This window comes from Thermococcus alcaliphilus (assembly GCF_024054535.1).
Taxonomy (GTDB): Archaea; Methanobacteriota_B; Thermococci; order Thermococcales; family Thermococcaceae; genus Thermococcus_A; species Thermococcus_A alcaliphilus.
This window is the reverse complement of the sequence record NZ_JAMXLV010000023.1, coordinates 154,170-173,500: the sequence shown is the minus strand read 5'-3', so window position 1 is coordinate 173,500 and position 19,331 is coordinate 154,170. Positions and strand designations below refer to the sequence as shown.

Here is a 19,331-nt window from a genome sequence, read left to right as displayed (position 1 = left end):
CCGAAAGAAGTCTCACAAGACTTACTTAAAAATTGCGGTGGTAAAGATAAAAGGGTTAGAAAAGTCAGTGCTTGTGGGGGAAGAACACAACCTTACCTGTTTTTCCAGCCCGCATGAGCTCAAAAGCTTCCTCAAACTTATCGAATCCCTTGTACTTGTGCGTGATTATCGGGTCTAAATTGAGCTTTCCGCTTCTAAGGAGGTTGGAGACAGTGTACCAAGTTTGCCATAGGTGCCTTCCGGTAATTCCATGAACTTCCAGTGCTTTGAAGATAACGAGGTTGTTAATGTCGAATGTGACTTCCCTCGGGAAGAGACCTAGAAGACTAACCCTTCCTGCCGGGGTAACTGCCTGCAGTCCCTGTTCAAGGGCTTTTGGAGCACCGCTGAATTCAAGAAAAACGTCAACTCCATTGCCATCTGTTAGGTCTTTCACTTCCTTAACAACATCCTCTTCCATGGGGTTTATAACCACATCAGCACCCACTTTTTTAGCCAGCTCTCTTCTGAAGTCACTCGGCTCGCTCACTATTACCAGAGAAGCTCCACTTGCCTTCGCTACCGTTATGCCTAGAAGACCTAATGGTCCAGCACCGGTTATGAGAACAGTTTTACCTGAAATTGGTCCAGCTAAAACTGTATCGACGGCATTACCCAAGGGCTCTTGGAGGGTTGCGTATTCTGGGGGAATCTCCTTTGGATTTTTCCATGCATTCTGGGCTGGGACTATCGCATATTCCGCAAAGACACCATCGGTGTCCACTCCAAATATTTTAGTGTTCTGACAAACATGGTAGTTGCCGGTTTTACATTGGTAGCATTTTCCGCAAACTATATGCGTTTCTGCAGAGATGTAGTCACCTACTTGAATGTCATCCACTCCTTTTCCAACTTCCACAACCTCTCCAGCGACTTCGTGGCCCATTATCTGGGGGGGCTTTATTCTGCTCTGTGCCCATTCATTCCACTCATAGATATGAAGATCGGTTCCGCAGATGCTGGTTGCAAGAACCTTGATGAGGACTTCCCCTTCTTTTGGCTGTGGAACATCAACTTCAACAAGTTCAGCACCGTAAGCGGGCTTAGTTTTCATGATAGCGGTCATTTTTTCGCCCATGGTTACCATCTCCACAGATTTTTTAACATTAATATCTTCATTGTTTTGTGATATAAAGCTTTTTGTCTCCATAAAATACTCAGCCGTTGGCCTCGGTTTTTCAGAAGGAAAAAGCGAAATTAAGCAACAAAAGGTTTGAAAAAGTTGTGAAACCACCAAAAATTTTAAATACCAGCATCATCACAATTAAGATTGCAGATACTTGCTTGGTGGTGTCTGAATTGGAGGATAGGAAATTTGGAAAGAGAAGGATGGACAGAGGAGGCCCAAGACTGCCTCCAGTTAAAGTTGGAGAAAGATACAAGGTAAAGATAGAAGCCCTTGGAAAAGGTGGAGATGGAATAGCAAGAATTAAGGGCTTTGTGATTTTTGTCCCCAATACAAAAGTGGGGGATGAGGTAGAGATTGTTATAAATTCCGTGAAACAGAAGTTTGCATTCGGAGAAATTATTGGTTGATTCTTTCATTTCTTCCCCTTTTATACGAAAATCTTATATTTCATTTTGTAATAGAAGTAGTGTGTCTATCACTGCAATAATTTAGCGACTTTGTCACTGCTTTAAAGACTCGCCTATCAAGGAAGTGTGAGTAATGCCGGTTATAATCGTTACCGGGAGAGGGGGAGCTGGTAAAACCACAACCACTGCAAATCTAAGCGTGTATTTTGCTCAAAAGGAGTATAGGACTTTAGCTATAGATGGTGATCTCTTCTTGCCCAATCTCGGCTTCCATTTTGCTTTGGAGAATGTCAACTATACTGTCCATTCCCTTCTCAAAAATCCCGAAGTTGATCCGGAGTGGGCAATCTACAAACATGCAAAGACTGGAGTTAACGTGATGCCCGGTAGTACTAGGCTGCAGGATGTAATAGGTATATCACCCAAAAGATTAAGGGATATCGTCGAGCAGATGAGGTATAAGTTTCCGGTGGTTTTTGTTGATTCTCCCACTGGAATTCCCTTTGATACCCTTCCAACTTTTGAAGTTGCTGACTATCAAATAATAGCTGTTGAAGTTGAAAGATCACCGATTTATTCCTTTGAAACAATGGTGGAGAATGAAATTAACAAGCTTAAGGCAATAGGCGAGGAATATGGGTTAAAGATTGGGGTAGTGCTAAACAAGGTCAGGGAATCGGAAGATGTTATAGACCACATAATAGACGAGATCACTGAAAACGTTGGCCTGCCGGTTGTTGGGGTAATACCATTTGATGAGTATGTTCCGGAATCCATAAACGTGGGAATCCCAGTACTTGCATATAAACCAAGAAGCGATGCGGCTATAGCGTTTTATGAGGCCGGAGAGATATTAGAGGAATGGATATTTAGGAAGGTTAAAAAGATCTGAAATCTCTTTTGGGGGTAGGAAGATGAACTTGGAAGAACTTATCGAAAAGGTAGCCAGTGGAGAAATTAAGCTTCACCAAGTGGAAAAATATACCGGAAGCAAAAGGCTTGCAACTGAGATAAGAAGAAAAGCCCTTGAGAAAAAATTGGGAATATCCCTCAAAAACATCGGGCATTACTCTATCGACCCTGAGGAAGTTATTGGAAAGAACATAGAAAACATGATTGGAGTTGTCCAGATACCAATGGGAGTGGCCGGGCCCTTAAAGATAAATGGTGAATATGCCAAAGGAGAGTTCTATATTCCCTTGGCGACAACCGAAGGGGCCCTAGTTGCAAGCGTTAATAGAGGGTGCTCAGCTTTAACTGCTGCAGGTGGCGTGAAAACAACCATAATCGACGACAAAATGACAAGGGCGCCTCTTTTAAAATGCCCCGATGCAAGAAGGGCTAGAGAAGTTGCCCAATGGGTCGAAGAAAACCTCGAATATCTCCAAGAGAAAGCGGTTTCAAAAGTAACTAGGCATGGAAAGCTTAGGGGAGTTAGGCCATACATTGTGGGCAACAATCTCTATTTGAGGTTTGAGTTCGAGACAGGCGATGCTATGGGGATGAACATGGTCACGATAGCAAGTGAAGAGATAATGAAGGTTATCGAAGAGCACTTCCCGGATGTTAAGTACCTAGCCCTTTCTGGAAACCTCTGCGTTGATAAGAAGCCCAACGCAATGAACTTCATCAACGGAAGGGGAAAAACAGTGATAGCCGAGGCGATCATTCCAAGGGAGATCGTGGAGAAAAAGCTCAAGACAACGCCGGAACTCATAGCGGAAGTAAACTATAGGAAAAATCTCGTAGGCTCAGCCCAGGCTGGAAGTTATGGATTCAACGCCCATTTTGGAAACATTGTGGGGGCAATATTCTTAGCAACTGGCCAGGATGAAGCCCAAATAACCGAAGGCTCCCATGGAATAACCCTTGCAGAAGTCACTCCTGAGGGAGATTTATACATAAGCATAACAATGCCGAGCCTCGAAATCGGAACAGTAGGTGGAGGAACGAGAGTTCCTACGCAGAGGGAAGCATTAAGCATCATGGGCGTTGCAGGCGGTGGAGAGCCACCAGGAACGAATGCAAAGAAGTTTGCGGAGATTGTTGCAGGTGCAGTATTAGCAGGAGAGCTCTCTTTGTTGGCAGCCATAGCGGCAAAGCACTTAGCAAAAGCGCACAAAGAGCTTGGACGCTAGGGTTTTATTTCTTTTCTAAAAATTCTAAAGCTGATGGCGGGAAGCTTATCTTTGTGATTTTAGTCTTCTTTTTCTTCTCTACTAATCTAACTCCTCTAAACTGCAAAAGCAGGAATGGTTGCCCCATCAGGAATGCCATCAGAAACACCACTATTGCAATCAGAACTGAGGAGAGCAAGAAGTCCCAATAACTTTTAGGCTCGAAGAACGCAGATGTAACAACACCTCCCACCATAGAGACCAAAAAGGTCATCATGGAGAATCTCCTGCGCTTCTTTGGGTCTATTTTGCCCTTGCATATGAGCTTAAGGAGATATTTTAATCCCTCGGGAGTAAAAACATCAAACTCAAGCGCCTCTTCAAACTCCACCCTCTCAGGAAAAAGGTAGAACATCCTGTTTAGCTCTCCCCTCACCTCTACTATTCCAATATATTCACTCCCATATAAAGACTCTGCGAGGCTTTCTAGGGTATAACATTCCGGGTCTATGAGCCTAATTGGTCGTATTCCCAGAGACGAAAATCGCTCTTCAAGTGCTTTTGAAGTTTCTGCAAGAGAGCCTGATATTACAGAGTAGGTACATCTCTTGGGCTTTTTCGAGGTTGAGCTTGGGAGATAATGTAGCGGGATTCTCAATCCTCCCAACCTCTCCTTTTGTATCCTTTTTTAATGCTCTGCAGTGCAAAGATGAAAAACAATACAAAAGTTACAATGTTGCTGAGCTGAGAAAGGTCAATAACATTTTCAAGTGCCAAATAGCCAGCCACAAATGTTAAAATACCTAGGGCCACTTCTATTGCCGTCACTACAAGTTCAAACGTGCTCCTCTTAGCTAACTTGCCCTCAGCGATTTTCTTAAATATCTCCTCAAGGGCAGAGTCCTTTTTGATAAGGAACACCATGTACTTGTTTTTATTTTTGAACTTAATTCTCTCCTCACTCGGCACGAGATAAAACCAGCGATTCATCTCATCAGTCAGTTCAACCACATAGAGCCTGCTTGATCTTGAGAAGAGGTTTTGGGCGTTCATTAAGAGGGTATATTCATCCGGGTTCACTACCCTGTTAAAGGTCTTCCCCTTAAAAAGCTCCTCTAGCTCCTTAGCTTTTTCGCTTATCATTTGCTCGGGCTTTAATTTAATGAGAACGTAGACTAACTTCTTTTCCTTTTTTTGAGGGATAGTCTTTTTCTCCACTTTCTTTTTGTTCTCTGGTTTCCCTTTAGGCTTTCGTGGAATTATAATTGGGCCCGGAACAAAGGTCATCTCTCTTCCCGCTTAGGATACAACTTCAAATCTTAAAAAGTTATTGAAAAAGGAGAATTAAGAGCTAAACTCTTGAATCTTTTTCCTCACGAGCTGGCTAACCAGCTTTCCATCGGCCTTTCCTCTAAGCTTGGCCATTGTCCTTCCCATGAGCATTCCCATTGCACCCATGCCTTTGGCCTTCACTACGTCTATGTTCTCCTGAACTATTTCCTCGACTATTCTCTCAACTTCTTCTTCACTTAACAATGTGAGTCCTTTCTCCTCTGCAACCTGCAAAGCGGTCTTCTCTGGATGGAGTGCAAGCTCCTTGAATATTTCTTCAAATGCCTCCTTTGCTATCCTGTTGTCGAGGAAAAGTTTGAACGCATCTTTTATGTGCTTCTCCGTAATGTTCTCAATTGGCACTTCCTTCTTAAGACCTTTGAGAACCACTACAAGGACTGAAGCCGCCAAGGAGGGTTTAACACCCATCCCTATAAGCTCTTCAAAGAGCTCATCTCTCTCATCATCAACTAACGTCTGTGCTAAGCTTTTATCTATGCCGTACTCCTTAACGTAGCGCTCCACTCTCGCCTGTGGATACTCTGGAAGGTTCTCTAAGATCTCTTTCTTAAGCTCTTCACTGATAAATATCGGCGGAATATCTGTTTCTGGATACATTCTTGCTTTTCCCGGAAGCGGGCGCATGTATTGGGTATTTCCATCCGGCAAAGCCCTTCTCGTTTCCTCGGGGACGCCTCTAATGGCCTCTCGTGCCCTCTGAAGAACCTCTTTAAGGGCTTTCTTGGCAATCTCTTCCTCAGCCGCAACTAACACAAAGGCATCAAGTTCCCCAAGGTCGAGTCTCTCAACGACCTTGTCGACTTCCTCTTGGCTTATGCCATAGTTTGGCAGCTCATCAATGTGGAATATACCTTTTACGTACTTCTTAGCCCTGTCAGCCATTTCCGTTCCAAGCCTTCTTCCGGGCTGAATTTCGAAGCCTATAAGACCTCTAAACTTTGGAAGCCTAATAGCCAAAACTTTTCCTCCCTTTTTCAAGACATTGGCAATTATCTTTGAGCCTGTGTTAGCAAAGATGTCGCTCACGTCATAAAACTCCTCTTTCAGCTCTTCCTCTTTTGCTCCCCTCTTCTCAAGCTCCTCTTTGATCTTTATGAGATTGAGCTGTCTCTCAACTTCGCGCTTAATTATCAAAGGTATCATATCCAGCTCTTGAACACCCTTAATCTCAATCCTAGCCCCGCCTTTGATGGAAACGTTTAAATCTTGCCTTATTGTCCCGAGACCACGTTTTACTTTGCGCGTTGCCCTCAAAGCATCGCCTATGAACTTTGCCACGACCTTTGCCTGTTCCGGATGGTGAATGTCTGGAGTAGTTGCTATTTCAATTAAAGGAATCCCCAAACGGTCAAGCCTGTAAACTGCTTTCTTGTCTCCCTGCTCTATAATCCTACACGCATCTTCTTCAAGACAGATCGTCGGAATCCCAACGCTCCCCCATGGAGTATCCACCTTACCGTTCATGCCAACTATGGCAGTTCTCTGGAAGCCTGAGACGTTGGAGCCGTCTATGACGATCTTCCTCATAAAATGAACTTCATCAACCGGGATGGCATTTAGGAGATAGGTAATCTGGAGGGCAACCCTTAATGCCTCTTCATCCGGTAGATGGGGCGGCTCTTCGTCCAGATAAACCAGGTCACTGTACCTGTAGTTCCCCTCATAGACAAAAACCCTACCCTTTTTGAACTCTTCAAGTGCAGCCTGGTCAATCTCTCCAAGCTCGCTCATTGTAGGCCTTAGTCTTCTCTCAACTGTAAAATCTACTTCCTCATGAAGTTCACTCGGTACAGGAGAGAACAGCTTTTTCGTATCGAGCTGTCTGTGAATTTCAAGACCAACTTTGAGACCAAGTGCCTTATAATCAAACTCCATATTTATCACCTCAGATAAGTGTCAAATCTTGTGTAGGGGGTAATCTCTCCAGCATAGTTTGTAAGCATCATCTTTCTAACTTCCTCAAGGTTCTGCGTATGACCAAGAACCCATATGAGCTTCACGTAAGCCGTCTCTGGAAGCATGTCTTCACATGGAATAACACCGGCTTTAAGGAGCTTTCTCCCAGTGGAATAGACGTTGAGGTTGACTCTACCGTAAAGGCACTGGCTCGTCATGCAAACTGCAACACCTTCCTCAACTGCCCTTTCTATAGTTGGAATTATCTCGTTTGGTGTGTGGCCGAGACCTGTGCCCTCTATTACAATTCCCTTGTAGCCTTTATCCACTAAAAAGTCTATGAGCTCTCCGCTCATGCCTGGATAAACCTTTATTAGGGCAACTTTTTCTTCAAGCTTGTCATCAACCCATACTTCGCTCTCCCTTCTTTTTCTGTAATCGTCCCTTAGGTACTCGACTCTTCCATCGGACCATATCTTTGCTATGGGAACGTCGTTTATACTCCTGAAGGCGTCTCTCCTTGAGGTGTGCATTTTTCTAACCTTTGTCCCTCTGTGTGCCAAACAGTAGGTGTCGCTGGTTTCTCCGTGCATCACAACGGCAACCTCACCAAAGTCCTCAACTGCCATCCTGGTGGAGCATATTAAATTCATCGCAGCATCGCTTGAAGGTCTATCGCTACTCCTCTGGGAGCCAACGAAGATTACAGGCTTTCCTAAATCCCTCAGCATGAAGCTTAATGCAGCAGCAGAATACCCCATCGTGTCTGTTCCATGTCCTATTATAACTCCATCCTCCCCACTGTTGAGTGCCTTTGCAACCTCATGAGCCATCTTTTTCCAGTATTCAGGCCTCATATCTTCGCTCATTATGTTAAAGAGAAGCTTTGGGGTTATGTTTGCTATTTCAAAAATTTCCGGAACGGCTTTTGCGAGCTCCTCAGCTGTAAATGCCGCATGAACCGCACCAGTTTTGTAATCTATTTTGCTCGCTATGGTTCCTCCGGTTCCTATTATGGTAACGTTTGGAAGCCCAGGTTTTTTAGGTAAAACTTCTTTAAATGAAATCTCTTTTCTTGGCTTGGCTTTTTCGAGGATCTTTACTTCTGCTATCTGGTCGATTAAAATCCCGATGTTGTACCCGTTGTCCAGCTTTATTGTAAGGGTTTCTCCCTTTGAAAGCTCATATGGGGGCATTACAATGCCCCTGTGAGTGACTCTTGTGCCGTTTTCCTTTTCCACAACCTCAACATAATCGCCAATTTCAATGCCTTTTTCCTTCATGAAAAGCTCGACTTTCCTCATAGCGAAACCCCCTTTGAATCTTAAGCTAGATAGAGGTGAGAGGAATATAAACATTGTCTCTTTTTCCTACTCTAGGGATAGCCCCTATCGAGTCTCGATTTTAAACCTCGGCTCTTCGATCCATTCCGACCTGCACTTTGGACATCTACCCGGTATTTTTATCTCCGGTTTAAATATGAAGCCACACTTCCTGCACTGGGCTGGCTGAATGAGGAGAGCCTTTCCTTCACGCTTTACGATATTTGCAATAGCTTTAAGGTCTTCAAGGATTACCTTTTTGCTCCCTTTGCCTCTCATCTCGAGGAGCATTGCAAGTTCACTTACACTGTAGTCCCTCTCCTCCAAAAGCTTTATTATCTTCTGTCTTCTCGTCATCATAGGGGAAAGTTTGAAAGGGCATTAAAAAGCTTAAGGGTGCTAGTGATGATAATAGAAAAGGCCGAAGAGATACTCAAAGAGCACAAACTCTGTGATCACTGCTTGGGAAGGGCCTTTGCCCTGCTTGGGAAGGGAGACAATCACATCCGAGGGAAATCAATAAGGTTAGTCATTAATATGGAAAGAGAAGCTAGAGGCGAAGAGAGCTTTCAGGAGCCCCAAGAGTGTGAGCTTTGCGGAAATATCTTCAAAAAGACCGAGTATCTTGCAAGGCTTTGCTATGATAAGGTTTCAAGGCTTGGACTTGAGTTTGAGAGCTTTCTCGTTGGCTCAAGGGTTCCCAAGGAAATTGTAGAGAAAGAACGGGAGATAATTGAAAAGTTTGGGTTGAAGTATGCTGAACCAATAAACAGAGAATTGAACAGAGAAATTGGAAAGGTCCTTGAACTCATACTTCAAAAGCCTGTAAACAAGAGCAACCCAGATGTTGTTTTTATAGTGGAGCCATACAACGAGAGGGTGGAACTCCAGATAAAGCCTCTCTACATCTACGGTCGCTACAGGAAGCTAGTTAGGGGGATCCCTCAAACGCCATTAAGGGGATTCAAAGAAAGTGTTGCGTCAATAATCTGCAAACCTTTTTCAAAAGCGACAAAAGGAAAATGCATATTCCACGGAGCTGGAAGAGAGGATGTAGATGTGAGAATGCTTGGGAATGGGCGACCTTTTGTTGTTGAGGTTAAGAGACCAATAAAAAGGCATATTGACTTAGAGAAAATTGCAGAGGAAATCAACAAGAGCGGGAAAGTTGAGGTCTTAGGGCTTAGGTTTATAACCAAGGAAGAAGCCGAAAAGGTTCTCACGTCAAACCACAAAAAAGAATACGAGGCCCTTGTTTATGTTGAGGAGGGCATCAGCAGGGAAGAGGTTGAAAAGGTCGTTAAGGCACTCGAAGGAGCAACCATTCATCAAAGAACCCCTAGAAGGGTTTTAGGGAGAAGGGCTGATTTAGTGAGAGTGAGAAAAGTCCATGAGGCTGAAGGTGAGCTTTTAGATGAAAGGCATTTTAAACTCCGCCTGATAACCGACGGAGGGCTCTACATAAAAGAACTAATTTCGGGAGACAATGGGAGGACAACCCCTTCGGTGAGCGAGATATTAGGAAAGAAGGCTTGGTGCGAAAAACTTGATGTGCTGAACATCCTAGATGAGCAGTGAAAACTTTATAAATGGTTGAGCACATGAGCTTATGGTATTGGGAAAGACCCATAGTTGATAAAAGCTTGTTCCTAAACGTATAAGTTGTTGAAACTCCTAAATAAGCTCTAAGAGGTGATTGATATGGTTCAAAAAGCCCATACTGTTAGAAGGAAAACCAGAGGTAAGCTTAGCAAATCACCAAGGAGGAGAGGTCTTCCTCCATTAACAAGGTTCCTCCAAGAGTTTGAAGTCGGACAGAAAGTCCACATAGTGATTGAGCCAAGCTACCACAAAGGAATGCCCGATCCAAGGTTCCATGGAAGAACCGGTACAGTAGTTGGAAAAAGGGGAGATGCATACATAGTCCAGCTCACCGATGGCGGTAAAGTTAAGACATTCTTTATTCACCCAGTCCATTTAAGACCCCAGAAGTGAGAGCTATGATAGGGCGCAAGAAGCTTAAGGAGGAATACATCTCAATTCCAGAGGCAAGGGAATTACTACTCAAGAGAAAAGAGGAAGGGGCTGAAGAAAACCCAGAAGAGCCAATATTCTATGAGGCAAGGGTCAGCATTGAGCATGCCGAGAGGTTCTCAAAACTACCAGCAGAAAAGGCAAAAGAGCTTAGAGAAAGGCTAACAGGTCTCTTTGAATGGCTTGATGGGAGAATAGCGACAAAAATTGTTGACATAATGCCCGAAGACTACTTTGACATAAGAGTCATCTTTGCCAAGGAAGAACACATGCCCACCAAAGAGGAAGCAGAAAAGATACTCGAAATACTTGAAGAATATAGGGAGTAGCACTCTCTTCTTCTTTTTCAAAATTTCTCGAAAAGTATTAAAAGCCCTAAGCTGTATATTCTTGGGGGGAGAGACCATGGATTATTATCGTAGAAGACATTCCTATGCCCAAAGCACCGATAAAAAAAAGCGTCATGTGGAGTATGAAGAATACGCATATGTGTTAGATTATCTTCCCACCGGTTATCTCGATCTTGAGCATCGAAACCTTAGGGAAAACAAGCCTATAGCACAGGTTATTGGGGAGAAGGCTTTTACCCTGCTCGAAGTAATCCCCAAGACAGACCTTATGCTCTATGAAAGGGTCTTTGTTGGAAAGGGACAGAGGGACAAGGTATTAATGATAACCAGAAAGCTTAATTACGATGACCTGACTCCAACTGCGAAGGCTGAACTTCCGTACGTCCTTGAGGAAATCGTAAAGAACAATGAAGAGCGTTTTGTGAAGTTTTTCAACCTTGCTCCGCCAATTACGAACAGACTTCACAGCTTAGAACTGCTTCCCGGAATAGGGAAAAAGCACATGTGGGACATCTTGGAAGAGAGGGAAAGAGAACCATTCAAGAGCTTTGAGGATTTAAAGCATAGGGTAAAGGGACTTCCAGATCCCGTGAAAATGATAGCGAGAAGAATCCTGGACGAGCTTGAGAACAAAGACCGCTACAGGCTTTTTGTAGGCTCAAGGAGAATATTCAGGGAGTAGATATGTACTCCAAGGTCTTTTCTTTAATTTCTAAATACCACCTAAAGCCGAATTCCGATCTTGGCCAAAATTTTCTCATAGTGGAAGATGTTATTCAGAGAGAAGTGGAAAGGGCAGAAATAAAGGAAAGCGAGACCGTTCTTGAAATAGGACCCGGTTTAGGGGGGCTAACAGACGAGCTGGCAAAGAGGGCAAAGAAGGTTTACGCCATAGAAAAGGATTCACGGATAATCGAAATCCTGAGGGGAGAGTACAGATGGGATAATGTGGAGCTCATACACGGAGATGCCCTCAAAATAGACTTTCCCGAATTTGATAAGATAGTTTCCAACCTTCCCTACCAGATATCTTCTCCCATAACCTTTAAACTTCTGAAGTATGACTTCAAGAAAGCCGTGCTTATTTATCAGCTTGAATTTGCCCAACGAATGGTGGCAAAGCCAGGAGATAAGAACTACTCCCGCCTCTCTGTAATGGTGCAGGCTAAGGCTGAGGCTGAGCTTGTTGAAAAAATTGGCAGAGGAGCATTCTACCCAAAACCGAAAGTTGATTCCGCAGTAATAGTAATGACGCCCAAACCCAAAGATGAACAAGTCAATCTAAACGAGAACCTCGTGAAGGCCCTCTTCCAGCACAGGAGAAAGCTGGCAAGCAAGGCACTAAAAGACTCTTACCATATGCTAGGCCTCACAAAAGATGAGTTCAAGAAACTTAAGCCCATCATTGAACACATTCCCCACTCTCAAAAAAGAGTATTTCAGCTGTCCATAGAGGAGATAAAAGATATCGAAGAATACCTAAGACAAAATGGACTACTTTGAGGGAACCTGGGTCTGATAAAGATTATTGAGCATTTCGTAATGTCTAAGCTCCTCTTCGGCTAGCCATTTGAAAATATCCCTAAGCTTCTCATCCTCAACGTACTCGGAAAGATACAGGTATGTTTTGTGTGCAATCATCTCAACTTCCCTCAATGCCTTTAAAAGCTCCATGTAGTTCCCATCTTTTAGAAATCTGCTGAGTAGTTCTTCTTGAAGAACAACTTCAAGTGAGGGCAAGCTGACATGTAAAATCTCCTCATTATGAAAAGCTTTTTTATATGCATCAAGGAGGGCTTCAGCATGTTCTGCACTCTCCCTAGCAAGTTCCAAAAACACATTGGCAATTTCATTGTTTTGTGCAATATCCCTGAAGCTTTCCGAAAGCCTATAGAGCATCTCAGCCTCTTCTAGTTCTGCACTTATCCAATAGGAGATTACCTCTTTTGGAGTCAAGTTTGGCAACGTCTCTGCAATTTGGTTCAGCTTTTCGATGACCCGGTTGGAATACTTCGACTCCATTAAGGACACCGCAGTATGAACTATGTTAAACTGACTTAAATACTTTCGTTGGATTTTTAAACCTCTAACCAAAATCCCCACACATGATAGTTGCGATAGTTGATGGCTACACCGACGAACCAGCGGGACTTGGAGTGCCTCCATATTTGGGGATCTACCCAAGATACGCCTACGGTGCAATAAAAAAAGCCAGAAAAGATGCGAGAATTTTTTACCTCACGATAGATGACCTCCGCTTTACTTTTGAAGGCGAGCAAGGAATAAAAACCAAAAACAAAACTCCCAACGTGTATAAAACAAAAGAAATTCTTGAGAAAGCTGATGTGATCATATACATCGGTGGGCTGCATACTCCAGGGAAATACCTTTCTGCGGTTCCTTCTCAAGTGGAAGAGGTTGCAAAGTTTATAAAACCCTTCAAGGGCATTAAAATCCTCGGCGGGCCGGCTTTTATGGGCTCAGCCCATGAAGGTGGGACAAAGATAAGCTCAAGGGAACTAACCCTTGCCCATGCAATTTTTGACCACATCGTTTACAGCGACCTGGAGGCTTTTCTTTATGACTTCTTCACAAACCCTAAGGACGCAAATCCATTTCGCTTTAGGGACTATTTGGAATTAAGGGACTACGCACTCTTAGGTGCCGAAGTTGTGAAGCAATTTCCCGATTACCCGGATTTTGTTATAGTGGAAATCGAAACCCAGAGAGGATGTCCCAAAGCTGCGGGCATAGGAGGGTGTTCCTTCTGCACTGAACCCGTGAGATACAAATCAATAGAAGACCGACCTATTGAAGACATCGTTAAGGAAGTTGAAGTGCTCTATAACCTAGGAGTAAGGCACTTTAGGGTAGGAAGGCAGAGCTGTATCTTTTCATACATGGCTAAGCCGAACGGCAGGGTTCCGATTCCAAACCCAGAAGCCCTTGAGATGCTTTTTAAGGGAATTAGAGTAGTTGCCCCAGATGTGAAGACTTTGCATGTAGACAATGCCAATCCAGCGGTTATAGCAAATTATCCTGAGGAAAGCATTAAAATTGCGAAGACGCTTATAAAATACGGCACACCTGGAAACGTCGTTGCCTTTGGGCTTGAAACGGCCGACCCAAAGGTTGCAAGGCTCAATAACCTGAACTCCACAGCGGAGGAAACCTACGAAGCGGTTAGGATTTTGAATGAAGTCGGTGCCAAAAGAGGTTACAACGGAATGCCCTGGCTTTTACCAGGAATAAACATACTCTTCGGCCTTCCTGGAGAAACCAAGAAGACTTACGAGCTTACCTATGAGTTCTTAAAGAAAATCCTCGACGATGGGCTGTTGGTGAGGAGGATAAACATAAGGCAGGTCGTTGTCTTTCCAGGGACGCCTTTGTGGCATATGAGGGATAAGGTAAAGACCGAGAAGCACAAAGCCCTCATAAAGCACTACAAGTACAAGATAAGGCACGAAATAGACTATCCTATGCTTAAAAGGCTCGTGCCGGTGGGGACGATTTTGAGGGATGTTAGGGCGGAGGTGTTTGATAACGGCCTAACATACGGCAGGCAGATAGGGAGCTACCCCCTAATAGTCGGAATCCCAAAGAAAATTGAGCTGAACAGGTTTTACGATGTTTTAATTGTTGATCACGGCTTTAGGAGCATAACTGGAATCCCTGTGCCTGTAAACGTGAACAGGGAGAGCTCAAAGGTTTTAAGCTATCTGCCTGGAATTGGAAAGAAAAAAGTTGCAAAGATCCTCGCAAAAAGACCGTTCAAAAGCAAGGAGGAGTTTTTGGAGGTTATAGAAGCAGAGAAGAGAGAAATGTACAAAAGAGCTATAGAAATTTAACTGCTCTCTCCCGTCGCCTGTGATGCGATTATTGTTTTCAGTGCCAAGACTTCAACAAAGAGGCTTTGTTCACTTGTAGCCTCAATTACCAGCACTCCCTCCCTCGGGACATAGATCCTGTTTGTCTTTGCGCCCTCTACAGGGCCTTTTAGTATTATCACGAGGTGTTTTTTGTTCCCCATTAATCCAAGCCCGAGCTTGACCTTTTGGGCAAATGCCAGAGTTGTGGTGTGAATTTTATCCTTATCCGCCTGAGCCCTTGCAAGGGCCTCTGTTTCATTATAGCCATTGTGGATGTAGTACCAATATCTCGCAGCCGTGAATATTGGTGATACAGTTACCGAAAGCTCGGAGGCAGTTTTGCTCCTCAAAACACACATCTGCCCGTATTGGGAAACGTCACAGTTTCTAAAGATTGGATCTCCAACAAGTATAGTGAGATCATCATAAACATTGCTTCTCAAAGTAATGTTCAAATCCAAAAGGGGGTCACCACTTATGTAACTTTCGAGAAGAACTCCGTACTGCCTTCCACCATAGGGGATTTTAACCAAAACCTTATCCAGAGGGTCTCCTTTTGGAGTGATTGCTTTTTCCCAATTCAAATACCCATAGAAGACAACTCCGACAGAAGCCGCAATGAAAACAATGGATAACACAACTGCCAGTGTCTTTTTATCCAATTTCAAAACCCCCAAGAAAAGTTAATTAAAAAAGAAGGAAAAGGCTTCAGAGGCCAGCCAAGTACTCCATGAGCTCCTTGGCTGCGTCTCTTGTGGCGTACCTGTCCTTACCGGCAACGATAAGGACGTCGAATGTTCCGAATGCATCTTCGATGTACTCGATGTCACCGTCGCTGTTCTCCCAGTCAACTGTGCTTAGTCCTTGGTCAACGAGGTACTTGGTGATTGCGTTTGCAACTGGTCCACCGACGAGGATGAGGTTGCTGTCAACTGCGTTGACGTCAACTTCGGTGTCAAGGACTGTGATTGGTTCTGTGATCTTGTTGATCTCGACGGTCTTGACTGGCTCTGTCTTGACGCTGTCAATGATGCCATCATCAATCTCGTCGCCGATTTCATATTCTGTGAATTCCCATTCTGGTTCGATTGGGTCGATTCTTACCCAGGCCTCTGCTCCGTAGTATGTAGTGCTGTCTTTCTCATCTGGACCGTATGGAGTATAGTCATAGTAAACCTTGAACTGGTTGAAGAGGTTGATTTCTGAACCCTTAAGATCTTTGTTGTTTGTAAGTATGATTTTGTCTATACCGTCTCCTTCTGGAGTCAGCACGAATTCTAAGTCCCATCCGTCGAAGAAGTCTTCGACTGTCTCTTCATAACCCTCAAGGTTTGTTGAAACTTCTACCTGTGCAATGAGGTTGCCTTCAATACCGACAAAGGTGTCGTAAAGTGTTACCATTATTCCTCCATTGAAGAGGATCTCTGTGGGGTTCTCGTCAGCATCAACAATTACAAGCTCTGAGCCTTCTGGACCTTCAACTTGGAGTAATGCCTTGTCGTCGTAAACGTCAATGTCGAGGACTGTGACCTTGTAGTCTCCAAAGGTGTACGTTTCTCCTTGCTTCATGTATTCTGGCGCGTAGGCTTCACCAACGACAACTACGTAGTCAGGTCCTAGGACTGTTCCACTGGCGTTAACATCTACCAGCTTGAGCTCCTTGCCAAAGAGCTCAATGGTGTCTCCTGGGTATGCTGCATCCACCCATACTTCATCAAGTCCCATGTCATCAACGCCATAAAGCGTGTAGGGCATTCCTGAATATTTGTGCCTTGGCCAAGTCCAGTAGCCAACCTTGAAATCAACAGTATAAGTAACTGCCCATGCTGGGATAACAAGATCAATGTCTTTTGGTGGGAGTAATTCTTTACTTGAAAGGTCCGCATAGTCCTCCAAGTGTTCGTCCCATTCATCTTTGTCAAATCTAATCTCGTCAATTTTAACTGTGTACCCCACTGCCTCTTCATCTACTGTGAATGTTACGTCTTTTCCATCTATCGTTTCTTCTTCTGTTAGTGGTGTGCCAAACTTCCACATTATTGCATCATATACTGTGAAGTCCAGTGGGTTGAGGTCTGAATCCCCACCTACTGATGCATTGACTTCGGTCCATGTCAAAGTTGGTGTCTCAACGTCGCCATAGTCCCATAGTCCATTGGAATCTGTAGTCCAGGAGTACACTACCTCATCCAAGTCACAGTCCCAGGCACTTCCATTCCACCATCCATAGTTTGCGTCACTAGCTAAATCTTCATATTCGTGAGTCTCTTCATTATATTTGTCTTTAAACACTGGAATGTCATCTGGGTCGTAAGCTGTGTCTTCCTTGACAACGACTGCGGTTGCCTCTGCCTGGACTTCCTTCTCGGTGTAGAGGAGTGTACCGAGTGCAACAGCTATGTCTGCTGCGCTCACAACATCCATAGCAGCAGCGTTGCTTCCGACTACGATTTTAACGTTTGGCATTCCATCCTTAACAAAGAACTCCTTTCCTGGAAGCTCTGATTGGGCGCTTGCATACCCAAGGGTTGCTCCAACCATTGCGGCACCAACAGCAAGGGCCGCGATCTTTCTTACCTTCATGTCTTCACACCTCCGATACCTTGTGGGGGCTAAACCCCCAACTATGGTATTCTTCAGTAGCTATATGTAGCTTAGGGTTTATATACTTTTCGCTTTCAGACCCTTTCTAACGATTAGAAAAGCCGTCTTTTTCCCCCAATGGCTAAAAATGGCGTTTACCTAATGCCTATACAAAATTCGCCTTTTGCCGATAATATCTCGACAAAAGTTGAAGGGGAGAGTAAACTCCCTGCCACCAATAACGGCATCTGCTTATAAACTTTTTCCCTACGATAAATTAAAGGTTCAAGAGAGCTTGAACTTGAAGGTGTCCTTTTCTATGAGCTTTTTCTTAAGCGGCCTGTGGATAAGTTCGTGGACAAAACCTCCAAGGTCTGTGAGAGCATTTTGAAGCTCCGTTGCAGAGATGTCAACTATCTCTGGCTCGATTATCGATATTGCAACCGGTGCATATTTTGCCGTAAGCTGGAAGAGAACCTCAAAAGGTGATACCAGCTCACTCGCAACAAGGGCGTATATTCTCTCCTCCCCCTCCTCCTGCACTTTTACAAGGATTTTGTTTATCTTACAGCCCTCATATGCAAAGGCCTTCAGCATGGTCTCCTCCACGACTTCCTTGTTTTTCCCATACGTTTCTATAACGAATCGGTAGAGAATCTCTTTGCCGTCGATTATCATCTCTTCAATCTCTTCCCTACTGTAGCCCACTTTTGGCTTTGGAATCTCATCGAGAGAGGGGTATGCAACGAGACCTCCAAACTTCTCCATGAGCTTGCCCATGAATAAAGAAACTTCCCCAAGGATTTTCATAAGGTCTTTGGCATCTATTTCAATTTTGGCAGGGGATACAACTTCAACTATTGCGGGGGCATATTTCATGGTGGCTTTCACTATTTCTTCAAAAGGGCCCTCCAGTTCTGCCTCAACCATGCTTGAGTATTTGAGCATCTCCTCTTCAGGGTTTTCAAGGATATCCTCGGCTCTTATGTTCTCAACCTTTACATTGGTTTCATTCTTTAGGGACTTTACGATCTCTTCGACAGCCCTTTCCAAAGCTTTCTTGTGGTTTGAGAGTGCCTCTATATAAAATCTAACCCTCATTGTTGCCATATTACCACCACATTCCTCTGTAATGTCTTTTCTTATATTCGCCAATTATCGGTATTGGTTCACCACAGTATTCACATTTTCCATCCTTTATGTGGTACTCCTCTATCGTAAAGCCCCACCTAACTATTAAAGGTTTTCCACACTTTGGGCAGTATGTGTTTTCTCCATCATGGCCTGGGATGTTTCCGGTATATACAAACTTCAACCCTTCCTCCTTAGCTATGCGGTAAGCCTTTTCAATGGTCTCAACTGGCGTTGGAGGCAATGTGAGGAGCTTATAATGGGGGAAAAAGCGTGAGAAGTGTACTGGTGTATCATCACCTAGCTCTTCAACCACCCATCTCGCAAAAGCTCTTATCTCTTCTTCACTGTCATTTAGCGTTGGTATTATGAGGTATGTAAGCTCAACGTGAATCCCAAACTCCTTCTTGGCTATAACCGCAGTTCTCTTGCTCGGCTCTAAACTTGGCACCTTCGAGATCTTTCTGTAAAACTCATCCCGAAAGGCCTTTATGTCAATGTTCATGGCATCTATATAAGGGGCTAACTCCCTAAAGGGTTCCTCGTTTATGTAGCCGTTCGTCACGAGAATGTTCTTGAGGCCTTCTCTTTTGGCGAGCTTTGAAGTTTCGAGAACGAATTCATACCATATCGTCGGCTCGTTGTATGTGTAAGCTATGCTCTCGCATCCATAATGTTTGGCTAGCCTCACTATAGCCTCCGAAGTGGCATCCTCCAAGTAGGGAAAAGTCTCATCAGCTTGGCTTATCTCCCAGTTTTGGCAGTGGATGCAGTGCATGTTACACCCAACTGTGCCTATAGAGAATGCACAGGAGCCCGGATAAAAGTGAAAGAGCGGCTTCTTTTCAATCGGATCGGCAGCCATAGAAGATACCTTCCCATAATTAAGGGTGTAAAGCTTACCGCCAATGTTCTTCCTAACCCTGCAGGAACCCCTCTGCCCTTCATCTATGAGACAGTTTAGAGGGCATAAGTAACATCTCACCCTGTTGCCCTCTAAGGGCTCCCAATACATAGCCTCCCTCATAAAACCACCATTCTAAAATAGCACCCACTATAGTTTAAGCTTTTGGTTCAAAAAACGGCTCAGATAACTCG

Annotated in this window: 20 protein-coding genes; 9 read left to right on the top strand and 11 right to left on the bottom strand. The window is 44.1% G+C overall.

The features are described from left to right. Positions 1-64 precede the first annotated feature (64 nt). Complete coding sequence (gene tdh / locus NF859_RS09580) at positions 65-1,117, bottom strand: L-threonine 3-dehydrogenase (RefSeq protein WP_252744030.1); 1,053 nt, start codon at positions 1,115-1,117, stop codon at positions 65-67. A gap of 251 nt (positions 1,118-1,368) precedes the next feature. Here tdh and NF859_RS09575 point away from each other — a divergent pair, with 251 nt between their 5' ends. The 3 genes from NF859_RS09575 (at position 1,369) to hmgA (ending at position 3,713) form a co-directional block, all read left to right on the top strand. Beyond that, a complete protein-coding gene (locus tag NF859_RS09575) occupies positions 1,369-1,575 on the top strand; it encodes a TRAM domain-containing RNA chaperone (protein ID WP_252744054.1) in 207 nt (68 codons plus the stop codon). Positions 1,576-1,708: 133 nt separating this feature from the next. Beyond that, entirely contained in the window at positions 1,709-2,467 is a 759-nt protein-coding gene (locus NF859_RS09570) for a MinD/ParA family ATP-binding protein (RefSeq protein ID WP_252744029.1), read from the top strand. 22 nt (positions 2,468-2,489) lie between these two features. Further along, a complete protein-coding gene (gene hmgA / locus NF859_RS09565; RefSeq protein ID WP_252744028.1) occupies positions 2,490-3,713 on the top strand; it encodes a hydroxymethylglutaryl-CoA reductase (NADPH) in 1,224 nt (407 codons plus the stop codon). 4 nt (positions 3,714-3,717) lie between these two features. Here the strand turns inward: hmgA and NF859_RS09560 are convergent, their stop codons facing one another. The 5 genes from NF859_RS09560 to NF859_RS09540 all read right to left on the bottom strand — a co-directional run bounded on the left by NF859_RS09560 (position 3,718) and on the right by NF859_RS09540 (position 8,623). Continuing rightward, positions 3,718-4,350 (bottom strand): hypothetical protein, encoded by a 633-nt coding sequence (locus NF859_RS09560; protein ID WP_252744027.1) that lies wholly within the window; start codon positions 4,348-4,350, stop codon positions 3,718-3,720. Next, positions 4,347-4,979 carry a hypothetical protein gene (locus tag NF859_RS09555; protein ID WP_252744026.1) on the bottom strand — a complete coding sequence of 211 codons (633 nt, stop codon included), beginning with the start codon at positions 4,977-4,979 and terminating at the stop codon, positions 4,347-4,349. The genes NF859_RS09560 and NF859_RS09555 overlap by 4 nt, the downstream gene beginning before the upstream one ends. A 57-nt stretch (positions 4,980-5,036) precedes the next feature. Beyond that, positions 5,037-6,926, bottom strand: coding sequence for a Glu-tRNA(Gln) amidotransferase subunit GatE (gene gatE, locus NF859_RS09550; RefSeq protein ID WP_252744053.1), 1,890 nt, complete (start codon positions 6,924-6,926; stop codon positions 5,037-5,039). Continuing rightward, positions 6,926-8,245, bottom strand: coding sequence for a Glu-tRNA(Gln) amidotransferase subunit GatD (gene gatD / locus NF859_RS09545; RefSeq protein WP_252744025.1), 1,320 nt, complete (start codon positions 8,243-8,245; stop codon positions 6,926-6,928). Before gatD ends, gatE begins: the two co-directional genes overlap by 1 nt. An 84-nt stretch (positions 8,246-8,329) precedes the next feature. Beyond that, positions 8,330-8,623, bottom strand: a complete 294-nt coding sequence (locus tag NF859_RS09540; RefSeq protein ID WP_252744024.1) for a transcriptional regulator — start codon at positions 8,621-8,623, stop codon at positions 8,330-8,332. 45 nt (positions 8,624-8,668) lie between these two features. On the opposite strand from NF859_RS09540, the gene NF859_RS09535 reads away from it, so the two are divergent. From NF859_RS09535 to rsmA, 5 genes are all read left to right on the top strand, one after another. Continuing rightward, on the top strand, positions 8,669-9,841 hold the full coding sequence (locus NF859_RS09535; RefSeq protein ID WP_252744023.1) for a tRNA pseudouridine(54/55) synthase Pus10: 1,173 nt from the start codon (positions 8,669-8,671) through the stop codon (positions 9,839-9,841). Between the two features lie 123 nt (positions 9,842-9,964). Beyond that, positions 9,965-10,258: a 50S ribosomal protein L21e gene (locus NF859_RS09530; RefSeq protein ID WP_004069139.1), complete on the top strand. Its 294-nt coding sequence runs from the start codon at positions 9,965-9,967 to the stop codon at positions 10,256-10,258. A 5-nt stretch (positions 10,259-10,263) separates the two neighbouring features. After that, the gene (locus tag NF859_RS09525) at positions 10,264-10,626 is read left to right on the top strand and encodes an RNA polymerase Rpb4 family protein (protein ID WP_252744022.1); all 363 of its coding nucleotides are present in this window, start codon (positions 10,264-10,266) and stop codon (positions 10,624-10,626) included. A gap of 76 nt (positions 10,627-10,702) precedes the next feature. After that, positions 10,703-11,329, top strand: coding sequence for a DUF655 domain-containing protein (locus NF859_RS09520; protein WP_004069136.1), 627 nt, complete (start codon positions 10,703-10,705; stop codon positions 11,327-11,329). A 2-nt stretch (positions 11,330-11,331) separates the two neighbouring features. Beyond that, positions 11,332-12,150, top strand: a complete 819-nt coding sequence (gene rsmA, locus NF859_RS09515; protein ID WP_252744021.1) for a 16S rRNA (adenine(1518)-N(6)/adenine(1519)-N(6))-dimethyltransferase RsmA — start codon at positions 11,332-11,334, stop codon at positions 12,148-12,150. On the opposite strand, the gene NF859_RS09510 is transcribed toward rsmA, so the two are convergent. Then, complete coding sequence (locus tag NF859_RS09510) at positions 12,142-12,669, bottom strand: ferritin-like domain-containing protein (RefSeq protein WP_252744020.1); 528 nt, start codon at positions 12,667-12,669, stop codon at positions 12,142-12,144. The two genes, rsmA and NF859_RS09510, sit on opposite strands and share 9 nt — an antisense overlap. Before the next feature lie 83 nt (positions 12,670-12,752). On the opposite strand from NF859_RS09510, the gene NF859_RS09505 reads away from it, so the two are divergent. Then, complete coding sequence (locus NF859_RS09505; RefSeq protein ID WP_252744019.1) at positions 12,753-14,498, top strand: radical SAM protein; 1,746 nt, start codon at positions 12,753-12,755, stop codon at positions 14,496-14,498. On the opposite strand, the gene NF859_RS09500 is transcribed toward NF859_RS09505, so the two are convergent. The 4 genes from NF859_RS09500 to amrS form a co-directional block, all read right to left on the bottom strand. Continuing rightward, positions 14,495-15,181, bottom strand: coding sequence for a hypothetical protein (locus NF859_RS09500; protein ID WP_252744018.1), 687 nt, complete (start codon positions 15,179-15,181; stop codon positions 14,495-14,497). The genes NF859_RS09505 and NF859_RS09500 overlap by 4 nt on opposite strands. A 46-nt stretch (positions 15,182-15,227) precedes the next feature. Then, positions 15,228-17,102 carry an S-layer protein gene (locus tag NF859_RS09495; protein ID WP_252744017.1) on the bottom strand — a complete coding sequence of 625 codons (1,875 nt, stop codon included), beginning with the start codon at positions 17,100-17,102 and terminating at the stop codon, positions 15,228-15,230. A gap of 285 nt (positions 17,103-17,387) precedes the next feature. After that, complete coding sequence (locus NF859_RS09490; protein ID WP_252744016.1) at positions 17,388-18,212, bottom strand: hypothetical protein; 825 nt, start codon at positions 18,210-18,212, stop codon at positions 17,388-17,390. 1 nt (position 18,213) lies between these two features. After that, complete coding sequence (amrS, locus tag NF859_RS09485; protein ID WP_252744015.1) at positions 18,214-19,260, bottom strand: AmmeMemoRadiSam system radical SAM enzyme; 1,047 nt, start codon at positions 19,258-19,260, stop codon at positions 18,214-18,216. Positions 19,261-19,331 lie beyond the last annotated feature (71 nt).